The 15,045-nt window shown below is 45.7% G+C and carries 12 protein-coding genes and 1 riboswitch; of the genes, 5 read left to right on the forward strand and 7 right to left on the reverse strand.

Going from position 1 to position 15,045, the window contains the following annotated elements:
• Positions 1 to 150: 150 nt before the first annotated feature.
• A complete protein-coding gene (gene ribB / locus ACK8OT_RS06490) occupies positions 151 to 804 on the reverse strand; it encodes a 3,4-dihydroxy-2-butanone-4-phosphate synthase (protein WP_410195686.1) in 654 nt (217 codons plus the stop codon).
• 134 nt (positions 805 to 938) lie between these two features.
• Positions 939 to 1,109: riboswitch (FMN riboswitch) on the reverse strand.
• A 465-nt stretch (positions 1,110 to 1,574) separates the two neighbouring features.
• Between ribB and ACK8OT_RS06495 the strand changes: the two genes are divergently transcribed.
• The 4 genes from ACK8OT_RS06495 to ACK8OT_RS06510 all read left to right on the forward strand — a co-directional run bounded on the left by ACK8OT_RS06495 (position 1,575) and on the right by ACK8OT_RS06510 (position 6,629).
• Positions 1,575 to 1,970, forward strand: coding sequence for a hypothetical protein (locus ACK8OT_RS06495; RefSeq protein WP_410195687.1), 396 nt, complete (start codon positions 1,575 to 1,577; stop codon positions 1,968 to 1,970).
• 166 nt (positions 1,971 to 2,136) lie between these two features.
• Positions 2,137 to 4,290 (forward strand): TonB-dependent receptor, encoded by a 2,154-nt coding sequence (locus ACK8OT_RS06500; RefSeq protein ID WP_410195688.1) that lies wholly within the window; start codon positions 2,137 to 2,139, stop codon positions 4,288 to 4,290.
• Positions 4,291 to 4,350: 60 nt separating this feature from the next.
• Positions 4,351 to 5,889 carry a hypothetical protein gene (locus tag ACK8OT_RS06505; protein ID WP_410195689.1) on the forward strand — a complete coding sequence of 513 codons (1,539 nt, stop codon included), beginning with the start codon at positions 4,351 to 4,353 and terminating at the stop codon, positions 5,887 to 5,889.
• A gap of 398 nt (positions 5,890 to 6,287) precedes the next feature.
• The gene (locus ACK8OT_RS06510; protein ID WP_410195690.1) at positions 6,288 to 6,629 is read left to right on the forward strand and encodes a hypothetical protein; all 342 of its coding nucleotides are present in this window, start codon (positions 6,288 to 6,290) and stop codon (positions 6,627 to 6,629) included.
• 104 nt (positions 6,630 to 6,733) lie between these two features.
• Here ACK8OT_RS06510 and ACK8OT_RS06515 read toward each other — a convergent pair whose 3' ends face one another.
• Genes ACK8OT_RS06515 through ACK8OT_RS06530 form a run of 4 tightly spaced genes read right to left on the reverse strand, consistent with a single transcriptional unit; the run spans position 6,734 to position 11,217 of the window.
• Entirely contained in the window at positions 6,734 to 8,407 is a 1,674-nt protein-coding gene (locus tag ACK8OT_RS06515) for a hypothetical protein (RefSeq protein ID WP_410195691.1), read from the reverse strand.
• The gene (locus ACK8OT_RS06520; protein ID WP_410195692.1) at positions 8,404 to 9,768 is read right to left on the reverse strand and encodes a protein kinase domain-containing protein; all 1,365 of its coding nucleotides are present in this window, start codon (positions 9,766 to 9,768) and stop codon (positions 8,404 to 8,406) included. Before ACK8OT_RS06520 ends, ACK8OT_RS06515 begins: the two co-directional genes overlap by 4 nt.
• Positions 9,765 to 10,544 (reverse strand): PP2C family serine/threonine-protein phosphatase, encoded by a 780-nt coding sequence (locus ACK8OT_RS06525; RefSeq protein ID WP_410195693.1) that lies wholly within the window; start codon positions 10,542 to 10,544, stop codon positions 9,765 to 9,767. The genes ACK8OT_RS06520 and ACK8OT_RS06525 overlap by 4 nt, the downstream gene beginning before the upstream one ends.
• A gap of 1 nt (position 10,545) precedes the next feature.
• Positions 10,546 to 11,217, reverse strand: coding sequence for a vWA domain-containing protein (locus ACK8OT_RS06530; RefSeq protein ID WP_410195694.1), 672 nt, complete (start codon positions 11,215 to 11,217; stop codon positions 10,546 to 10,548).
• A gap of 199 nt (positions 11,218 to 11,416) precedes the next feature.
• On the opposite strand from ACK8OT_RS06530, the gene ACK8OT_RS06535 reads away from it, so the two are divergent.
• Positions 11,417 to 12,151 (forward strand): substrate-binding periplasmic protein, encoded by a 735-nt coding sequence (locus tag ACK8OT_RS06535; protein WP_410195695.1) that lies wholly within the window; start codon positions 11,417 to 11,419, stop codon positions 12,149 to 12,151.
• Positions 12,152 to 12,219: 68 nt separating this feature from the next.
• On the opposite strand, the gene ACK8OT_RS06540 is transcribed toward ACK8OT_RS06535, so the two are convergent.
• Together ACK8OT_RS06540 and ACK8OT_RS06545 are read right to left on the reverse strand one after the other, a co-directional pair.
• Positions 12,220 to 14,568 (reverse strand): glycosyl hydrolase family 18 protein, encoded by a 2,349-nt coding sequence (locus tag ACK8OT_RS06540; protein WP_410195696.1) that lies wholly within the window; start codon positions 14,566 to 14,568, stop codon positions 12,220 to 12,222.
• Positions 14,569 to 14,775: 207 nt separating this feature from the next.
• Positions 14,776 to 14,988, reverse strand: a complete 213-nt coding sequence (locus tag ACK8OT_RS06545) for a hypothetical protein (RefSeq protein ID WP_410195697.1) — start codon at positions 14,986 to 14,988, stop codon at positions 14,776 to 14,778.
• Between the last annotated feature and the right edge of the window lie 57 nt (positions 14,989 to 15,045).

Here is a 15,045-nt window from a genome sequence, read left to right on the forward strand (position 1 = left end):
TTATATGCAATAGTTTGCATATTGATCTTTTAGAGCTAGATCGCTATTTATTTCTCATTTTTGTGGATATGCCATTTAGGAAGAAAGGGGGAAAGTAGCTGTTGTGGGGTGATGATATTGTTGCATAGCCGCATGACTGCGGCTTAGGGATTAGCCAGCTAACGCTTGTTGGCTTTTTATGTAACTCACCAAATCTTCAATCGACAACACTGGCATTTGGTGTTGCTCGGCAAAGTTAACTACTTCAGGTAAGCGTGCCATTGAGCCATCAATATTGTTTAATTCGCAAATCACGCCAAAGGGAGCAAGTCCTGCTAAACGCATTAAATCCACCGAGGCTTCGGTGTGGCCGCGGCGAACCAAGACCCCGCCATTAACCGCTTTTAGCGGAAACACATGGCCGGGGCGCGATAAATCTTCGGGCTTGGCGTTGGCTGCGGTGGCGGCTTTGATGGTGGCCACGCGATCGGCGGCGCTAACGCCTGTGGTTACGCCCACTTTTGCTTCGATAGTTACGGTATAAGCAGTGTGATTTTGGCTGGTATTGTGGCTAACCATTTGCGGTAAATCGAGTTGCTTAACTCGGTCTTCGGGTAAGCATAAACACACGATGCCGCTACCTTCGCGGATCATCATGGCCATTTGTGCAGTAGTGAGGTGTTGCGCTGAAAAAATAAAATCCCCTTCGTTTTCACGATTTTCATCGTCAACGACTAATACACCTTGACCTTGTTGCAGGGCAATTAATGCCGCCTCAACACGCTGGTGTGGCATGCCAAATGGGGTAAGTAAAGACTGACTCATGGTAAATTCCTTCAATAAATAGATACCAGAATCAGGGCTGATAGAGGCGTGTTTGACCACGAAAAAGCCTACGCAAATAACCCATTAGCAAAACGGCTGACAATAGCCTGCTAACGGATAAACTCGCGCATTATCTTTATTCTCTCTCATCCGGACTATGACCGTCGGCTCTGGAGTCACACCAGATCTGCTGACCTTGATTAAAGTGAATTAATCAAGCGCTCGCGGGCTTTTGTTTATCTCGACATCGAGGTGGACAACAATTTACCGCCGGTGGGGAATTTCACCCCGCCCTGAGAATGTGCTTATACCCAAGATACTTCAAGATGTAGGATTCAGAGCCGCTCATTCTGTTCAGTTTGAGGCAAAAAGACGAAGGAATGGCATTCCCTTTCGAGGCTTTTTAACGACAAAATGAACATAATGAGCGGCTCCCAAAGGGCGAGTTTTGTAGGCTGTTATGCTTTGTTGCTGATTTTCAACGTAGAATGACTATGTCTCAAATCAGCGTCGCGCCTAACAGCCTACAAATTCTCGCTGAACAAGCATCTTGAAGTAACTTGGGTATATAAAGCCCGTTTAGTTTACTGCTATAAGAATAAGTTGCAAATACACTGTGATGAACTGAAGCCGCGCGGTGCTGTGTATGTAAATTATTGTTAAAGAAATGTTGATTTTTTCAAGGGCGATGGTTACTCTCCTGCGCCATGAAACAAGGATGTTTACGTAAATGGGCGCGATTTCTCGTAATATCAGTTTTGCTGAAGCTGATGCTGCCCTTCTATGCCAGCGCTGCCAGTGCCGTTAATCCGGCGCTGCAGGGCTTTGATCCTAATGAAAAAATCTTAATTTGTACCGCAACTGGCTTTAAGTGGGTTAAGGCCAGTGAACTGTTTGCCGATGCTAACACGAGCGCCGATGGCAATCAGATGCTTGATGTCAGTGGTTTAGATGGCCACGGTAATTCACCTTTTTCTAAGTTTAAATGCGCCTTGTGTGTGCCTTGTGTTGATTTAGGCACACTGCAACAGGTTTATCTTGGCATCAAAGCCAGCTTATTATTAAGTCAGCTAACGGCGATTTGGTATCAATCCAATGGCCTCGAATATGCTGATGCGATTTGGTTTCAACCCCTTCTGCGAGCCCCGCCGTCACAACACGTTTAACCGCCTTATTTAATCTGATTTTGTTGGAAAGCCTTGCTGTGTAACTTAGGTTACAGCTTGATTTTTCTGGCAAATTCAATCTCGAAATTGATTTTGCTAAGCAAAGCGTTTTTTGGCAGCAATGCCATGGTACGCCTTGTTAGCTTATAAACGTGTTGAATTTAAAATGAAAATAACAACTAAAAAAACCTTGTTCGCATTAGCGATAAGCAGTGTGGTGCCTTTTACCGCGCTTGCGCAGTCTGAGTCAGAGCAAACTCAGGGCCAAGTTGAAACGACGACAAGCGGTATTGAGACCATGGTGATCACGGCCACGCGTGAAGGTAAATCGCGCAGTGAATTGGCTGAAAGTGTCAGCGTGCAAGACAAAGCAGAAATCGAAGCTGTGTCACCTTCGCATCCCTCAGAGTTACTCAATCGGGTGGCAGGGGTACACGTGAATAATCTCGGCGGCGAAGGCCATATGACAGCGATTCGTCAGCCCATTTCAACGGCTGGCGTTTATCTGTTTCTAGAAGATGGCGTGCCAACGCGTCCTACCGGTTTCTTCAATCACAACGGTTTGTATGAAGTGAACATTCCCCAAGCCGAGCGTTTAGAAGTAACCAAGGGGCCGGGATCTTCGCTCTATGGCAGTGACGCGATAGGTGGTGTGATTAATTCGATCACCGAGGCCAGCCCTGATTACACCTCGGGCAGAGTTAATCTGGAAGGGGGAGAGCATGGTTGGAAGCGCGCGCTGATTTCGGCCGGCACAGATATTAATGATGAACATGGTGTCGCGTTTAAGCTTAATGTGACCGATAGCGATGGCTATCGTGACGAGTCAGACTATCAGCGTTATTCTACTTCGCTGCGCTTTGATGGTGATTTATCGAATGCCACTGAATATAAGTTGATTGCTGCTTATACCTATGTTGACCAAAGCGGCGTATCGGATTTAGAACAAGATGATTACAAACATCATCCGACTAAGAATAAATATCATGGCGATATTGGTTTTCGTGATGTCAGGGCATTTCGTCTGACCGGCGAGATTGCAACCGAGCTAAGCGATGTTTCACTGCTGAGTTTTACGCCATTTTATCGCAACAATACCACTAAGATGATGCCGAGTTGGATGGTGACTTATGATCCTAACATTCGTGAAACCAACTTCCAGTCATTTGGCTTATTAAGTAAGTATCGTTACTCCTTTGAACAAGCTGAATTGATCGCTGGTGTCGATATTGATCACACCGTATCTGATTACCAAGAAAAGCAAATTTCGGTGACCAAAGAGGGCGATATTTTTACCGATTACAATGAAACGGGTCGTACTCATTATGACTATGATGCCGACCAAACCTCTATTTCACCCTATGTGCATGGCGAATGGACTCCGGCAGATAATTGGCGTTTAGTGGCGGGGCTGCGCTATGACTATTTTCATTTGGACTACAATGACAAGCTAGATAGCGGTGTCAGTGAAACCCTTGGCCGTGGCCGTTGGTTACGCCCCGATTCGCAAACCTTAGACTTTAATCACCTCAGCCCTAAATTTGGCGCTGTGTATCGTTTTACGCCAAATCACCAAACCTATGCTAACTACCGTAATGCGTTTCGGATCCCTTCGGTTGGCCAGCTATTTCGCTCTGGCTCAACGGTCAATACAACAGATCTTAAACCCGTAGAATCCGACAGTTTTGAAATAGGTTTTCGTGGTGATTTAAGTGAACGCTTTGGTTATGACCTGACCTTGTACCACATGATAGTGAAAAATCAGGTGGTGAGTTATATCGATGGCCGCGATCGAAAAACCACTAATGCTGGTAAAACGCAACATCAAGGCATTGAGTTATCCCTTGCGGGTGACTTAACCGACGAGTGGGGGATGAACGCGGGCTTTACTTATAATCAACAAGAGTACAAAGAGTACCAATACATTTACTCTTGCTATCCGCCAGCTTGTGTTCCACCTGTTGTTGAAACGCGCAACTATGCGGGTTTTGATGTCGGTAAAGCGCCCAACACCATGGGCAATCTTGCCTTCCAATACGCGCCGTTAGCCATAGATGGGCTAGCAATTGAAGCGGAGTGGGAGCACTTAGGTGAATACTACACCGACGAAACCAACACCAATAAATACAAGGGGCATGATTTATTTAACTTACGGGTTAGCTATGACATTACCGACAGCGTGATGCTGCGAGGTCGGGTGATGAACTTAGCCGATACCCGTTATTCCACATATACCTCAAACCAAGTAGGCAACCCTGAGATTTCTTATCGACCGGGCGCGCCGCGCAGCTTTTATTTAGGCATAGATGCGCAGTTTTAACAAACCCATGTCGCCAAGTTGATGACTTGGCGATGTAAAAACCAAAATTGAGGTAGAACTATGCGAGTTACTCTATTTAGGTCGCTATTAAAACCGGCCAAAAAATGGCACAACCGCCTAGCATGGCTGGCGTTCATTAGTTTGTTTATCTGGGCATTATCGGGTTTATTGCATCCATTGATGAGTTGGACCGGGCCAAAATTGGCGGCTTTTTTTCCGCCCAAGGCGCAATTGCCTGCTAGTTTGGTGAGTCAGGTGCCCGAGGTGTTAAAGCAGCACGGCATTAATCAAGCGTTATTGGTTAAGGTTGTGCCCTCGGTGGATGGGGCTGTCCTGCAAGTAACACCCGATGCCATGTTACCAAGACGGTATTTTGATTTAACTAGTCATCAAGAGCTGGCCAATCATGATGTTGCCCACGCTAAGTGGTTAGCTCGCCATTATACTGGTTTGACTGAAACAGAAATCCAAGGGGTATCATTTCAAACCGAATTTGATAGCGCTTACCCTTGGGTAAATCGCTTGTTACCCGTATATAAATTGGAGTTTGCCACACCAGATAATCTCACTATTTATGTGCATACCGAAACCAATGCTCAAGCCGGATTAACCAATAACTACAAAACCCAAGTACAGTCTTGGTTTCGCGCCTTACATACTTGGCATTGGCTTGATGACTTTGAATACGCGCGGGTGTTTTTAGTGGCGGCCTTGATGCTCGTATTGGTGCTAATGACCTTAACGGGCATGGCCATGGTGATGACGATTAAGCGCAGTAATAAGGTGAGTTGGCAGCGTAATCTGCACCATTTAGTGGCTTATGCAATTTGGCTGCCCTTGCTTGGCTTTAGTGGCAGTGGCTTATACCATTTGCTCCATGCTTCCTTTGCCGATGAGCACGGTGGCATGCGCTTAAGTGAGCCGTTAACTTGGCAAGATGATGAACTCAATCAGCAGGTGTGGGCGAGCAAAGAGCTGGATTTTATGCTTAATGGATTGAGTTTGATCCGTGACCCCCAAGGTCAGCTTATCTATCGCTTGAGTTTACCCGCTAAAGGTAAGCCACAAGGGGGACATGTGCACGATGCGATTGCCTCAACCGGAGCCAAAGAGCATGCTCACCACCATCAAGCCCCGTCACGAGATGCTATTTATGATGGTATTGCCATTACCGACCCAGCCCTTTATATCTCGACTAAAACCGGACAGCGAGTCCCCTTTGATGATGAAAAACTGGTCATAGCGATGGCCAGTCAGCAGCTCGGATTACCGCCTGAGCAATTAACTCAAACTCAATTAATCACTCACTTTGGTATGCATTATGATTTTCGGAACAAGCGCTTACCCGTGTGGCAGCTAGATTATGACAGTGAGCTAGGCGATAAGCTGTTTGTTGATCCAGCGACGGGGATTTTAGTCGACAGATTAACCGATAGTGCACGCTATGAAGGGTATTCATTTAGCTTGTTGCATAAGTGGAATTTTACCCGCCCATTTATGGAACGTACCACCCGTGACATTATTATGTGCATAGTGCTGTTTATGGCGATGCTGTTTGCTGCCTTGGGGATAGTGTTAAAGCTAAGACGTAGAGCTTAGCTAGGCTCTGGCTTTGTTTGCAGCCAATGAAGTTCGTCGTATTTGAGTTTATCGAGCGATAAAGCAATATCTTGTTACAGCTAGAGATCCCTGAGGGTGGCTGCAGGGCAAACGCATGAATGTTTTTGAGCGTTTAGTGATGTTTTCTTAGCCGAATATCTGCCGCAGGGATGCGGCAGTTAAGCCATCAAGGATGATTTCACGGCGCTTCGTATAAGAAAATTCCACTCTGGTTGATTGGTTGATTGTATTTTGTTCACTCATGCGCTCGCCGTGCTTGAGGGGGGTAAGTAATCACCTTTTCTCTCTTTATCAATAAAATATAAACTAAATCACGGTATAAAAATGATAACTATATCATTATGAGACGTTTGTATCTTGATGGTAGGAGGGGCTGGTTGGACGTTTTAGCAGGTTTAATTGAAGGCGCATTTTTTCTAGCTGTATTTTTCTTTATTGCACTTGTCATATTTGCACTGGAGTTAAGTGTTGTCTTAATTATCGCAAAGCTTAGTTGGGATGCTTGTAATAAGTCGTTGCAAACCATTTCAGATAGCAAGGCGAAGGTCTTTGCTCGTTTTTTTATTATCATTATGTTTGCCGCTTTAATATACACAGCTATCCCATTCATGATGGATGCTTCAGCTTGGGTGACTTCGAACATCCCTTTTATTGACAAAGAATTAAAAGAGTTTAAAGGTCATGCATCAAAGGCTTGGCAGTTCTTAACCGAAAAATAAAATGGATCCGACTACACTACTTGGGTGCAGTATAAGAATGAGTAAAGCATTTCTGGGAGTATGCCCTCATGAAAAGTGATGGGTCTTGGGCCTGCCTAATCTTGCTATTGTTGCCCTTGCCCTTGTTGCTCAGCTAGCTTGAGCAACTTTTGCTTGAAAGCCAGCGCTTGCGCTGGGGTCATGGTTTGCACTGACTCTATTCGGTCATTAATGCTTTGGCGGCGGCTTGACTGCGCTTGCTTACTGTGCTCCCGCTTGACCGCCTCATGGTTAAAGTCTGATTGAAAAAACGAGTCTTCATGCTGGGTTTCCAGTGAGTCAAACTTAAGGTGTTTTGGTGCAGTAATGGCTCCGTTATCATCTTGATAACTAGTCCAAAAGGCTTCAATGCCATCGTTACTTAAATCTAATTTGTAGTCAAAATAGACGGCCTGATTAGCTTGGCTAACAAAGTAACTGCGAAAGCGTTCAGCGATGCTGATGGGCTGAGTCTGTATGTTAAATAGAGTGAGATCAGCATAGTGGCGCTGTGCTACTAGGCCTTGGTGTAAGGTTAACTGATGCCCAGTTAATAGAAAGTTTTCCTTGCCGGGCAGTTGCAGGTTATCGATAAAGCTTAACTGAGGCGGTGCAATATCATGCTTAATACTGGCCATGGGCAGTTTGGCCAAATAATTGATTGGTTGTTGGATTATTTCACCCTTTATCGTGCCCAAATGTTGATAAATCAGTGGTTCAGGAACGCGCTCATACCCTGTCGCCGTTCGCTTCACTTTGCGTGGTTTGGACCTGTCTCTTGGTTTTCGTTTAAATACGCGAATTTGGCTTTGCGCTTTATCTACTTTTACTTGAGTGCCTTCATCTTGAACTAGGGGCGTAGTGAAGACCACTTCTCCGATGGCAAGTACATTATTACCTAGCGCTAGGCTGTGAAATTCGCTGTTGGCTTTAGGGGTTATCTTGAGCTTGGCTGTGATCCTGTTGCGATAGCGCTCAAATTCAAATATTTGGATAAAGCTATCTCGGCCATCGGCAGTCGCATAAAGGGCGGCGATATGAAACGCACCCGAGGAGACCTTTAGGGCTTTGATGCGATAGTGTTGCAAATGCTCGGGCAGCTCTGCATGGGCTACGGGCTGCGTCCCATCCTTAATACTAAATACCTTGATGCGGCGCTGGCTGGCAGCCACCACTATGTCTCCGGAAATACCGACATCAAATAGCCAAGGCTCGTCATCTTGATAGGAGGCGTCTTGGTCAAAAAAAGCAAAGTTTTGATCAGGGTGGCGGTTATAAAGATGCGAACGGTTTTTTTGTACGCTTTTAATGCCAACACAATTGCTTTGCTCAGGTTGACACAGGTAACTAAACAACAAATCGGAGCGAGGGCGGTACTGCCAGTGGTTTAGAAATAGCTGCTGCTGGGGGAGATCGATTTCAAGGCTAAAATGGTGCGCTTGTCCGCTATAAAAGGCCAAACGATCGCTCTTTTGAGTGAGCAAACGTAAACTTTGCGTGACCCCAAAGGCTTGCCCTTTTATTGGCTTAAAAAAGACATGGTTATTTTGATATTCATTGCCACTGAGCCCCACTTGTGGCAGTGGCCAGTAGTGTTCAAAAGAGGTTGTATCAAGGGTTACTTCATCCGCCTCGGGGTTGAGCGTGAATTCATTCGCGGGTTTATCAGCACTTGGTGTATTGATGTTATTAAGTGACAGTATGGCGACTAAAAGCAAGCTCAATACCATCAACAAAAAACTAATGGAGCATTTGATCATGGTTGCTCCTGCGCGTCAATTACACTGGTTATGGTTTGACTGGGCTGCCCTGAAATAATGTCAAACTGAGGTATGGGCGCCGGGGTAAGGCGCATGGCAAAAAGCAAAGCCCAAGCAGCAACACTCAGGCCACTAACAGCGACTGCACCAGCCACTTGTTTTTTGGACAGCTTAAAACCGCGCAGCCAATTAGCCAATACTTGGCCGACATTGATTTGCGGTCTAGGTGTTGGAATATAAGCTGGACTGGTTGGTCTAGCTATGTTGGGTGAATAATTGGTCGTTGCCCTATTTTGCTGTCGCTGCCTGTTACGATGGGCTTTGGCCGCTTTTGGGGGACGAGCTACTGGCGGCGCGACAATATTTTTCTTGGGCTGGAGACAATGAGGGCAAGATTGGCCCCAATACTGATGGCTGTTTTCTTGCGAGCATTGTCTTAGCTGAAGATCTAACCCCTTAAGTAACTCAACCCAGTCGATAGCATTTAAGCGTTGGCTAGATGTCAGGCTGCGGCAAAAGCTATTGATCAGCTCAGCTGGAAAATCCAAGTGCAATGACCAAGGCGACGGGGCGATGTCGGGATGCGCTGTTGCACCGTACGGATAAAGCTGCTGGCCTATTTTATTTTGGTTATCCGTGGGTAACTCTCGTCCTTTTTTGGGTACGCCCTGAAAGGGGTGTAAGCCATGATTGAGAAGCTGAAACAAAATAACCGCAAGGGCAAATTTATCTTGCGCTTGACTAAGGGCTTGTGGTGGTTGCTGTTCACGATAAGCCTCGGGGGCAATAAAGCCGGCGGTATATTGATGAGCCGGAAAGTCTCCTTGTTTACCCTTAATGGCAAAACCATCACAGTCAACGATGCAAACCTGCGCGCTGCGTTTATTAACCGATAAGTTGGCCGGTTTTAAGTCGATAATGGCATGGCCAAGGCGGTGCAGCTCTGCGATTTGCTGGCAAAGATTAATCGCTACCTTAATGCGAAAGCGAATGTCATCTGGCAGTTGATGTAATTCTCGGGTGCGCTTACTCAGTAGCATTTCCAGTTGCACATGCTCGGATAAATCGAGCAGCGGCATAGCAAAACCTAAAAAGCGCTGTTTATTGTCGGCAACGAGTGCAATGGGCCAAGTAAAACTTTGATGCCTAGAGTTGTGAGCATTGATCGGGGTGGCGATCATTTGCCACAGCTTATCTTGCCTTGTGGGATCTTTGTCCGCGTCATGATAAAGCTTGATGGCGTACTGGCCATCAAGGCTGGCGTGGATAGCGCCATCTGCGCCTTGATTTAGCGCCTTGGGGTTGAGTCTGATTTGCTCGGTTTTGCCATCATTAAAACAAAGGTTAACGCGTAGAGTCATACTGCCAAACTTGAGTTATACAACCACACTAAGGTTTTATCGTCTTGGGTAATGGAATGCGTACGCGGATCATCTAAGGTTGCCATTAGTGCTTGGCTGCCAAGCTTGCTCTCAACACTGGCCAAGTAATCATGTACCGGCTTTAAAAATTTTAAATCCGGTGCATAAGGATGGGTTTTCGCAGCAAAGCTGGCACAGCCATCGCTCATTAAAAACCAAATCTTGTAGCGCGCTGGCGCGCACATGACCCGCAGGTGCGACTGCCAATCGTCCAAGGTAAAGAAATAGGTGGTTTCGGCAAAATCGCCATTTTCAGGCTCACTGACAATATAGTCCTGCCAATCATCTGGGTTGATTCCAATGATCAAGCCATCACCGAGATGAAATACTAAGTTTTGCTGTTGGTGCTGAACCAAGCCACAAAGCGTCGCGTGATAGTCATTTAATGGGCCTTGATTGGCTAACTCTTGGCGACAATTAGCTAGACTGTCGCATAGTTGATTGACTAATTCAGGCTCTGCAATCGCTGCAGATGGTTGCGCCAAAACGTAATTTAGCAAGTTATCACAGACCATTTGACTGAGCTTTTTTGCGCCTTGATCTGAGTGTTTAGCTGAGCCTGCGCCATCGCAAACGCAGGCCACGGTTGCACCAGCTTCGCTGGCAACTTGCCAAGCATCTTGACATGGTTGATTGGTTTTAAGGTGCCCCTGACCGCGCACTGCTGCGCCAACAAAGTGTAAAGTTGGCGCTTGCTTACTGCTTGTTTGTGTCATGTTAAATTTCGACTTCGGCCCATTCATTGGTACTTGGCAGTTGTACTTTTTGACCTGGTACACTCGATGATACCGTGGTCATACTGCGACTGAGCCAGACGAATAATTCATTAAAGGCGAGGCCTTTTAGCTTTTTCGGCGTTTTATTTGAAAACTGACCTAGGGCGTCAAAGTCTGCTCCTTCGGTGCCAATGGGAAAGATCACGGCACGTTTATTTTGCTCGGCGTCACGACAGGCTTGGGCTGCTTCTTGCCAGCCATAATCATTGGGTGAGCCATCAGAAATCATGATAATCCAAGGGCGGGTGCTGGAGATGCCATTGGCGTCGTATTGGGCCTTTTGGTTTTGTACCTGCTCTAAAGCAAATGACATGCCTTGACCTAGTGGGGTTAAGCCCGAAGCTTTAATCTCGGGTGCCGTAAAATCTATTGCATCAACCCAAGGTTGTACCACGGTGACATCATCATGACCTCCGACCGTGATGACTAATACTTGTACCCGCATGGCGGTGGCAACATCGCTTTTTAACTGCTCTTCAAATACGCGTAGGCCATGATTTAGCTGCTCAATAGGGGCGCCAGACATAGAGCCAGAAGCGTCTAAAACTAATACGCAAGGGGTTCGTTGGTTGGTGTTATCGGCAAACTCAACACCTGGGATCGCCTGAGTCATTGCTATGTCCTTATATGCATCTTGTTTAGTAATGGGTGATTCTATATTTTTTATCAACTATTTTAAAGGTTGCGTATTTTGCCGCTAAATAATGCAGGCCGCGCTAGTGGAGGTGTTTGAGCTAAATTGCTTCTCGCTGCGCGCTTATCGGTCTACCTTGCCTATAATAATGTGATAGGACAAAGCGAAAGAGTTGCGCATGAAAAAGAGCTTATTGTTACTAGTTGGGTGCTTTTGTAGTCACCTTGCTTTGGCTCAGCCGACGTTTATTGTTAACTATGCCCCTAGTGATAACGCGCCATATATCTTAAATGAGCCCAATGGCAGGCTGTCAGGCATTATTGTTGAGTTGATGCAAGAATTTGGCTTACGTGCGAATGTACAAATTCGGTTTTTAAAAACCCCCAGAAAACGCTTGGAGTACAGTTTAGATAAAGGCAAGGTGCATATCGTGGTGACGTCTAATCCTAAGTGGTTAGATGAAGCTAATAAGGTGGATTGGGGCCCTGCTTTGTTTATAGAAAAAAATATTCTCGTGATCCCAAAGCAAGCCCCCGATTTAACCAAGTTAGCTGATTTAAAAGGGCTAAGCATAGGTACTGTTCTAGGGTATGCCTATCCCGAGATAGAATCCTTGCTTGCTAATGGTGAGGCGCGTCGGGTCGATGCTTTAGAAGTACTGCAGAGTTTACAAAAGCTGCAAGTGAACCGAGTTAATGCCGTCATCACATCTGATATTCAAGGTGAATGGTTATTGCAACATCACGGTTTTAGTGATGATTTTGTGTTTGCCAGTTACTTAATCAGTGAGCATGAGATTATTCCTGCCATTTCCAAGTTAAGCCCTATTCCCTTGCAAGATGTACAGCGTATTTTAGAGAGTATGAAACAAGATGGTTTTATTGACCGCTTGTTAAAGCGCTATCGTGAATAGCCGAGGCCGAATAACAAAAAAGAGGCGCTAGGCGCCTCTTTGGGTCAAAGGAATGTTAATGACTTATGTTATTGCGCTTCCCAAGGGCCACCATCTGCAGGGTTATTACCCATGGTCCACCACTTAGCTTTGTAAGTTACACCTTGGTAAGTGACTAATTTACCGCCAGTATAAACTTTATCCGCGCGCCACTCTTGAGTTGAACCGTCATCAAATTCAGCCCAGACCGCAGCTTTTCCTGGTTGCTCACCTTTAGTCCACCATTTTGCGGTGTACTTAACGCCATTTACCACCACAGAGTCGCCTGTGTTGTAAACCTTGTTTGCATCCCACTCGTTGCCCAGTGGTGCCGGTGAAACATTAACAACAACCGTTTTCTCTACGCTATCAGTGCCATCAGAAACAGTCACCTTGATGCTCACTGTGGTATCGGCTGTCACTTTCTCTGCTGTGTAATTAATGACAGCTGAGTTGCCTGATTGGATTAACTCACCCATATCGCTGGTGATAGTGAGGGTATCGTTGGCATCTTGATCGTCAGCACTAACATTGATAGCGACGGTTTTACCGCCCACTACATCAACACTGGCTGGTACGGTTAAGGTTGGCGCATTGTTAACTATGCTTGGATCGCCAATGACCTTGACCGTGATGGCTTTGCTATCAACTTTCTTACCATCGCTAACCTTGACGTTAATAGTGACGGTTTGATCAACCTTAGTAGTTGGCGCTACGTAGCTTAGGGTTGCTGTTTTATCACCCGTTGCCACCACAGTGCCCATGTCGGCGTTAAAGGTTAGTCTTTGGCTGTCTGCATCGGTTGCACTGAGCTGTAGCTCAAGGTTGGCACCGCTATTAACGCTTTGTGCGCCAGGGACAGTTAGCACAGGTGCTGCGCTTGGTTTAGTGTTGTTAAACACGTTATCCACCACGGTAGCCAGTGGTAGCGATAGGTTTGTACATTCTTTGAGGTAGCGACCTCTTGGAACATAACTGCCCTTACACTCAAGGTCGCCAGCCACTTGCCAAACAATCACACCACCAAGGTTGTTATCGACAATATACTCGGCTTTTAGACCAATGGATTTTTCATTGTCGTAACTTAGGAAATAGTTACCTTTGGTTAGATAAGGCACCTTAGCAACATCATCCCAGTGCTCGGTCCAGCCCGCCATTTGTTGTTTAATGTAAACGTAGTTAGGCTGACCTTCGTAGTTTTTCCAGTTGGTTAAATCGGCGGCAGATTGCAACGGACCATCAACCGAGAAAGTGACTTGTTGTTTCTTGGTTACGGCTCCCACATCCGCAGGCTCAGCGGTTTGTACCCCGCGACCATAATAAGCTAGACCCATATTGATCTTGCTTGCGGTTACATTTTTTGACGCTAAGAACTGCGCCATTGAATGCCAGTTAAAATCTTGCGATGACGCGGTTGGGTAGGCATACAGCGGAGAGTTATGACCGGCTTTTTCTGACCAACCACCTTCGTAGTCATAGGTCATCATGTTGAAGTAGTCCATGTATTGGTCTAGCTTCGGCCAATCAAAGCCTTCTAGTTTAGTTGGGCTAGCTGCAAAAGCGGCCGAGATTTTTTTATCTGGGCCAATCACGCGGCGAATTTCAACCACTAGATCTTCAAAGTTTTTAAAATCATCTGGGCGGCCATCAAAGTTCATGCCGCCAAAGGCAGGGTATTCCCAGTCTAAGTCGATACCGTCAAAGCCCATGTCCATTAGGCGTTTAACATCTTCTAGGAAACGTTCACGTTTAACTGGATCGGCAGCCATTTCTGGGAAGTGTTTAGACATACTCCAGCCACCAATGGAAGCCATCACGGTCACGCCTTCTTGCTTGGCTTTATCGAGTAGGCCCGGTGCACCGCCTTCTTTTTTCAGCGGTAATGGCATTTTACCGGTTAAACCGGTTGGCTCATGTAACCACTTACCATTGGCGGTAGGATGTGGCACAAAACCTTGCGCGGCAATGCGTGCTTTAAGCTCTTTATTACCCCATTCACCGGGGAAGTCGCTGATCATTTCTAGCTCACCCCAAAGGATGTGGTAATCCCAGCTGCTGTAGAGATCTTCGTGCAATAATGGGGCTGGCTCTTGCACTGCGCCTTTTTGGTAAATGGATTTATTGCGGTAATCACCTGAATGCAACGAGCCATCTTTTGCAACGCCAAAGAATGAAAAGTTCAAGATAGAGTACTTGTTCATGTCGACGTTTAAGTGAGTAGCGGCGCCCTTTTCGATACCATGGTTGGGCATGGTTTTCCATGCTTCCCATTGGGTAATGTAACCGATGACGGTTTTATCATGGGCTGGGGCGGCAGAGGCATAATTGGCTGAGCCAACAATAGCAAGGGCTGCAAGTGCGCAGGCAATTTTAGATTTATTAAACACGGTGTAACTCATTAGTTCGTTCCTTGACCAATGTGATAAAAATGACAAGTACGGATATGACAAGAAAGGCAGAGCAGAGTAACAGGCACGAGTTACTTCATTACATGCTTAATTCATCGTCGCCATTCCTTGGCATCCTGAGCTAATAACAGCGGGTCTCCTTGACCTCATATTTGCTCTATTCCGACTTGTTGGGGTATCCAAAGCTGGACCAAATCACTATAGAAATGGGTTTTCGATAGCGCAATAAATTATTTTTACTGCATAAAAAGTGGATTTATCTGTTTGTGGGGGTGTTTTCAAGGTTTTTCTTATATTATCAATTATTATTTTTTCATATTTAAATATTTTTATTTGATATTTCTTTGTTTGGTTGTTTTTTGTTCTTTTTCTTTTGCTTAAAAAATCTACTAAAAACGTTACAAAATTCATGGTTTTTATCATAACTATTTAAATAACAGTTAGTTGGCATGGGTTTTGGTGACTGTA

This window comes from Motilimonas thetidivivens, assembly GCF_046452435.1.
Lineage (GTDB): Bacteria > Pseudomonadota > Gammaproteobacteria > Enterobacterales > CBDFNC01 > Motilimonas.

Bases quoted from the DNA above. Each gene is read 5' to 3' on its own strand.
- ribB (WP_410195686.1), bottom strand. From the start codon at position 804: ATGAGTCAGTCTTTACTTACCCCATTTGGCATGCCACACCAGCGTGTT.
- ACK8OT_RS06495 (WP_410195687.1), top strand. From the start codon at position 1,575: ATGCTGCCCTTCTATGCCAGCGCTGCCAGTGCCGTTAATCCGGCGCTG.
- ACK8OT_RS06500 (WP_410195688.1), top strand. From the start codon at position 2,137: ATGAAAATAACAACTAAAAAAACCTTGTTCGCATTAGCGATAAGCAGT.
- ACK8OT_RS06505 (WP_410195689.1), top strand. From the start codon at position 4,351: ATGCGAGTTACTCTATTTAGGTCGCTATTAAAACCGGCCAAAAAATGG.
- ACK8OT_RS06515 (WP_410195691.1), bottom strand. From the start codon at position 8,407: ATGATCAAATGCTCCATTAGTTTTTTGTTGATGGTATTGAGCTTGCTT.
- ACK8OT_RS06520 (WP_410195692.1), bottom strand. From the start codon at position 9,768: ATGACTCTACGCGTTAACCTTTGTTTTAATGATGGCAAAACCGAGCAA.
- ACK8OT_RS06525 (WP_410195693.1), bottom strand. From the start codon at position 10,544: ATGACACAAACAAGCAGTAAGCAAGCGCCAACTTTACACTTTGTTGGC.
- ACK8OT_RS06530 (WP_410195694.1), bottom strand. From the start codon at position 11,217: ATGACTCAGGCGATCCCAGGTGTTGAGTTTGCCGATAACACCAACCAA.
- ACK8OT_RS06535 (WP_410195695.1), top strand. From the start codon at position 11,417: ATGAAAAAGAGCTTATTGTTACTAGTTGGGTGCTTTTGTAGTCACCTT.
- ACK8OT_RS06540 (WP_410195696.1), bottom strand. From the start codon at position 14,568: ATGAGTTACACCGTGTTTAATAAATCTAAAATTGCCTGCGCACTTGCA.
- ACK8OT_RS06545 (WP_410195697.1), bottom strand. From the start codon at position 14,988: ATGAATTTTGTAACGTTTTTAGTAGATTTTTTAAGCAAAAGAAAAAGA.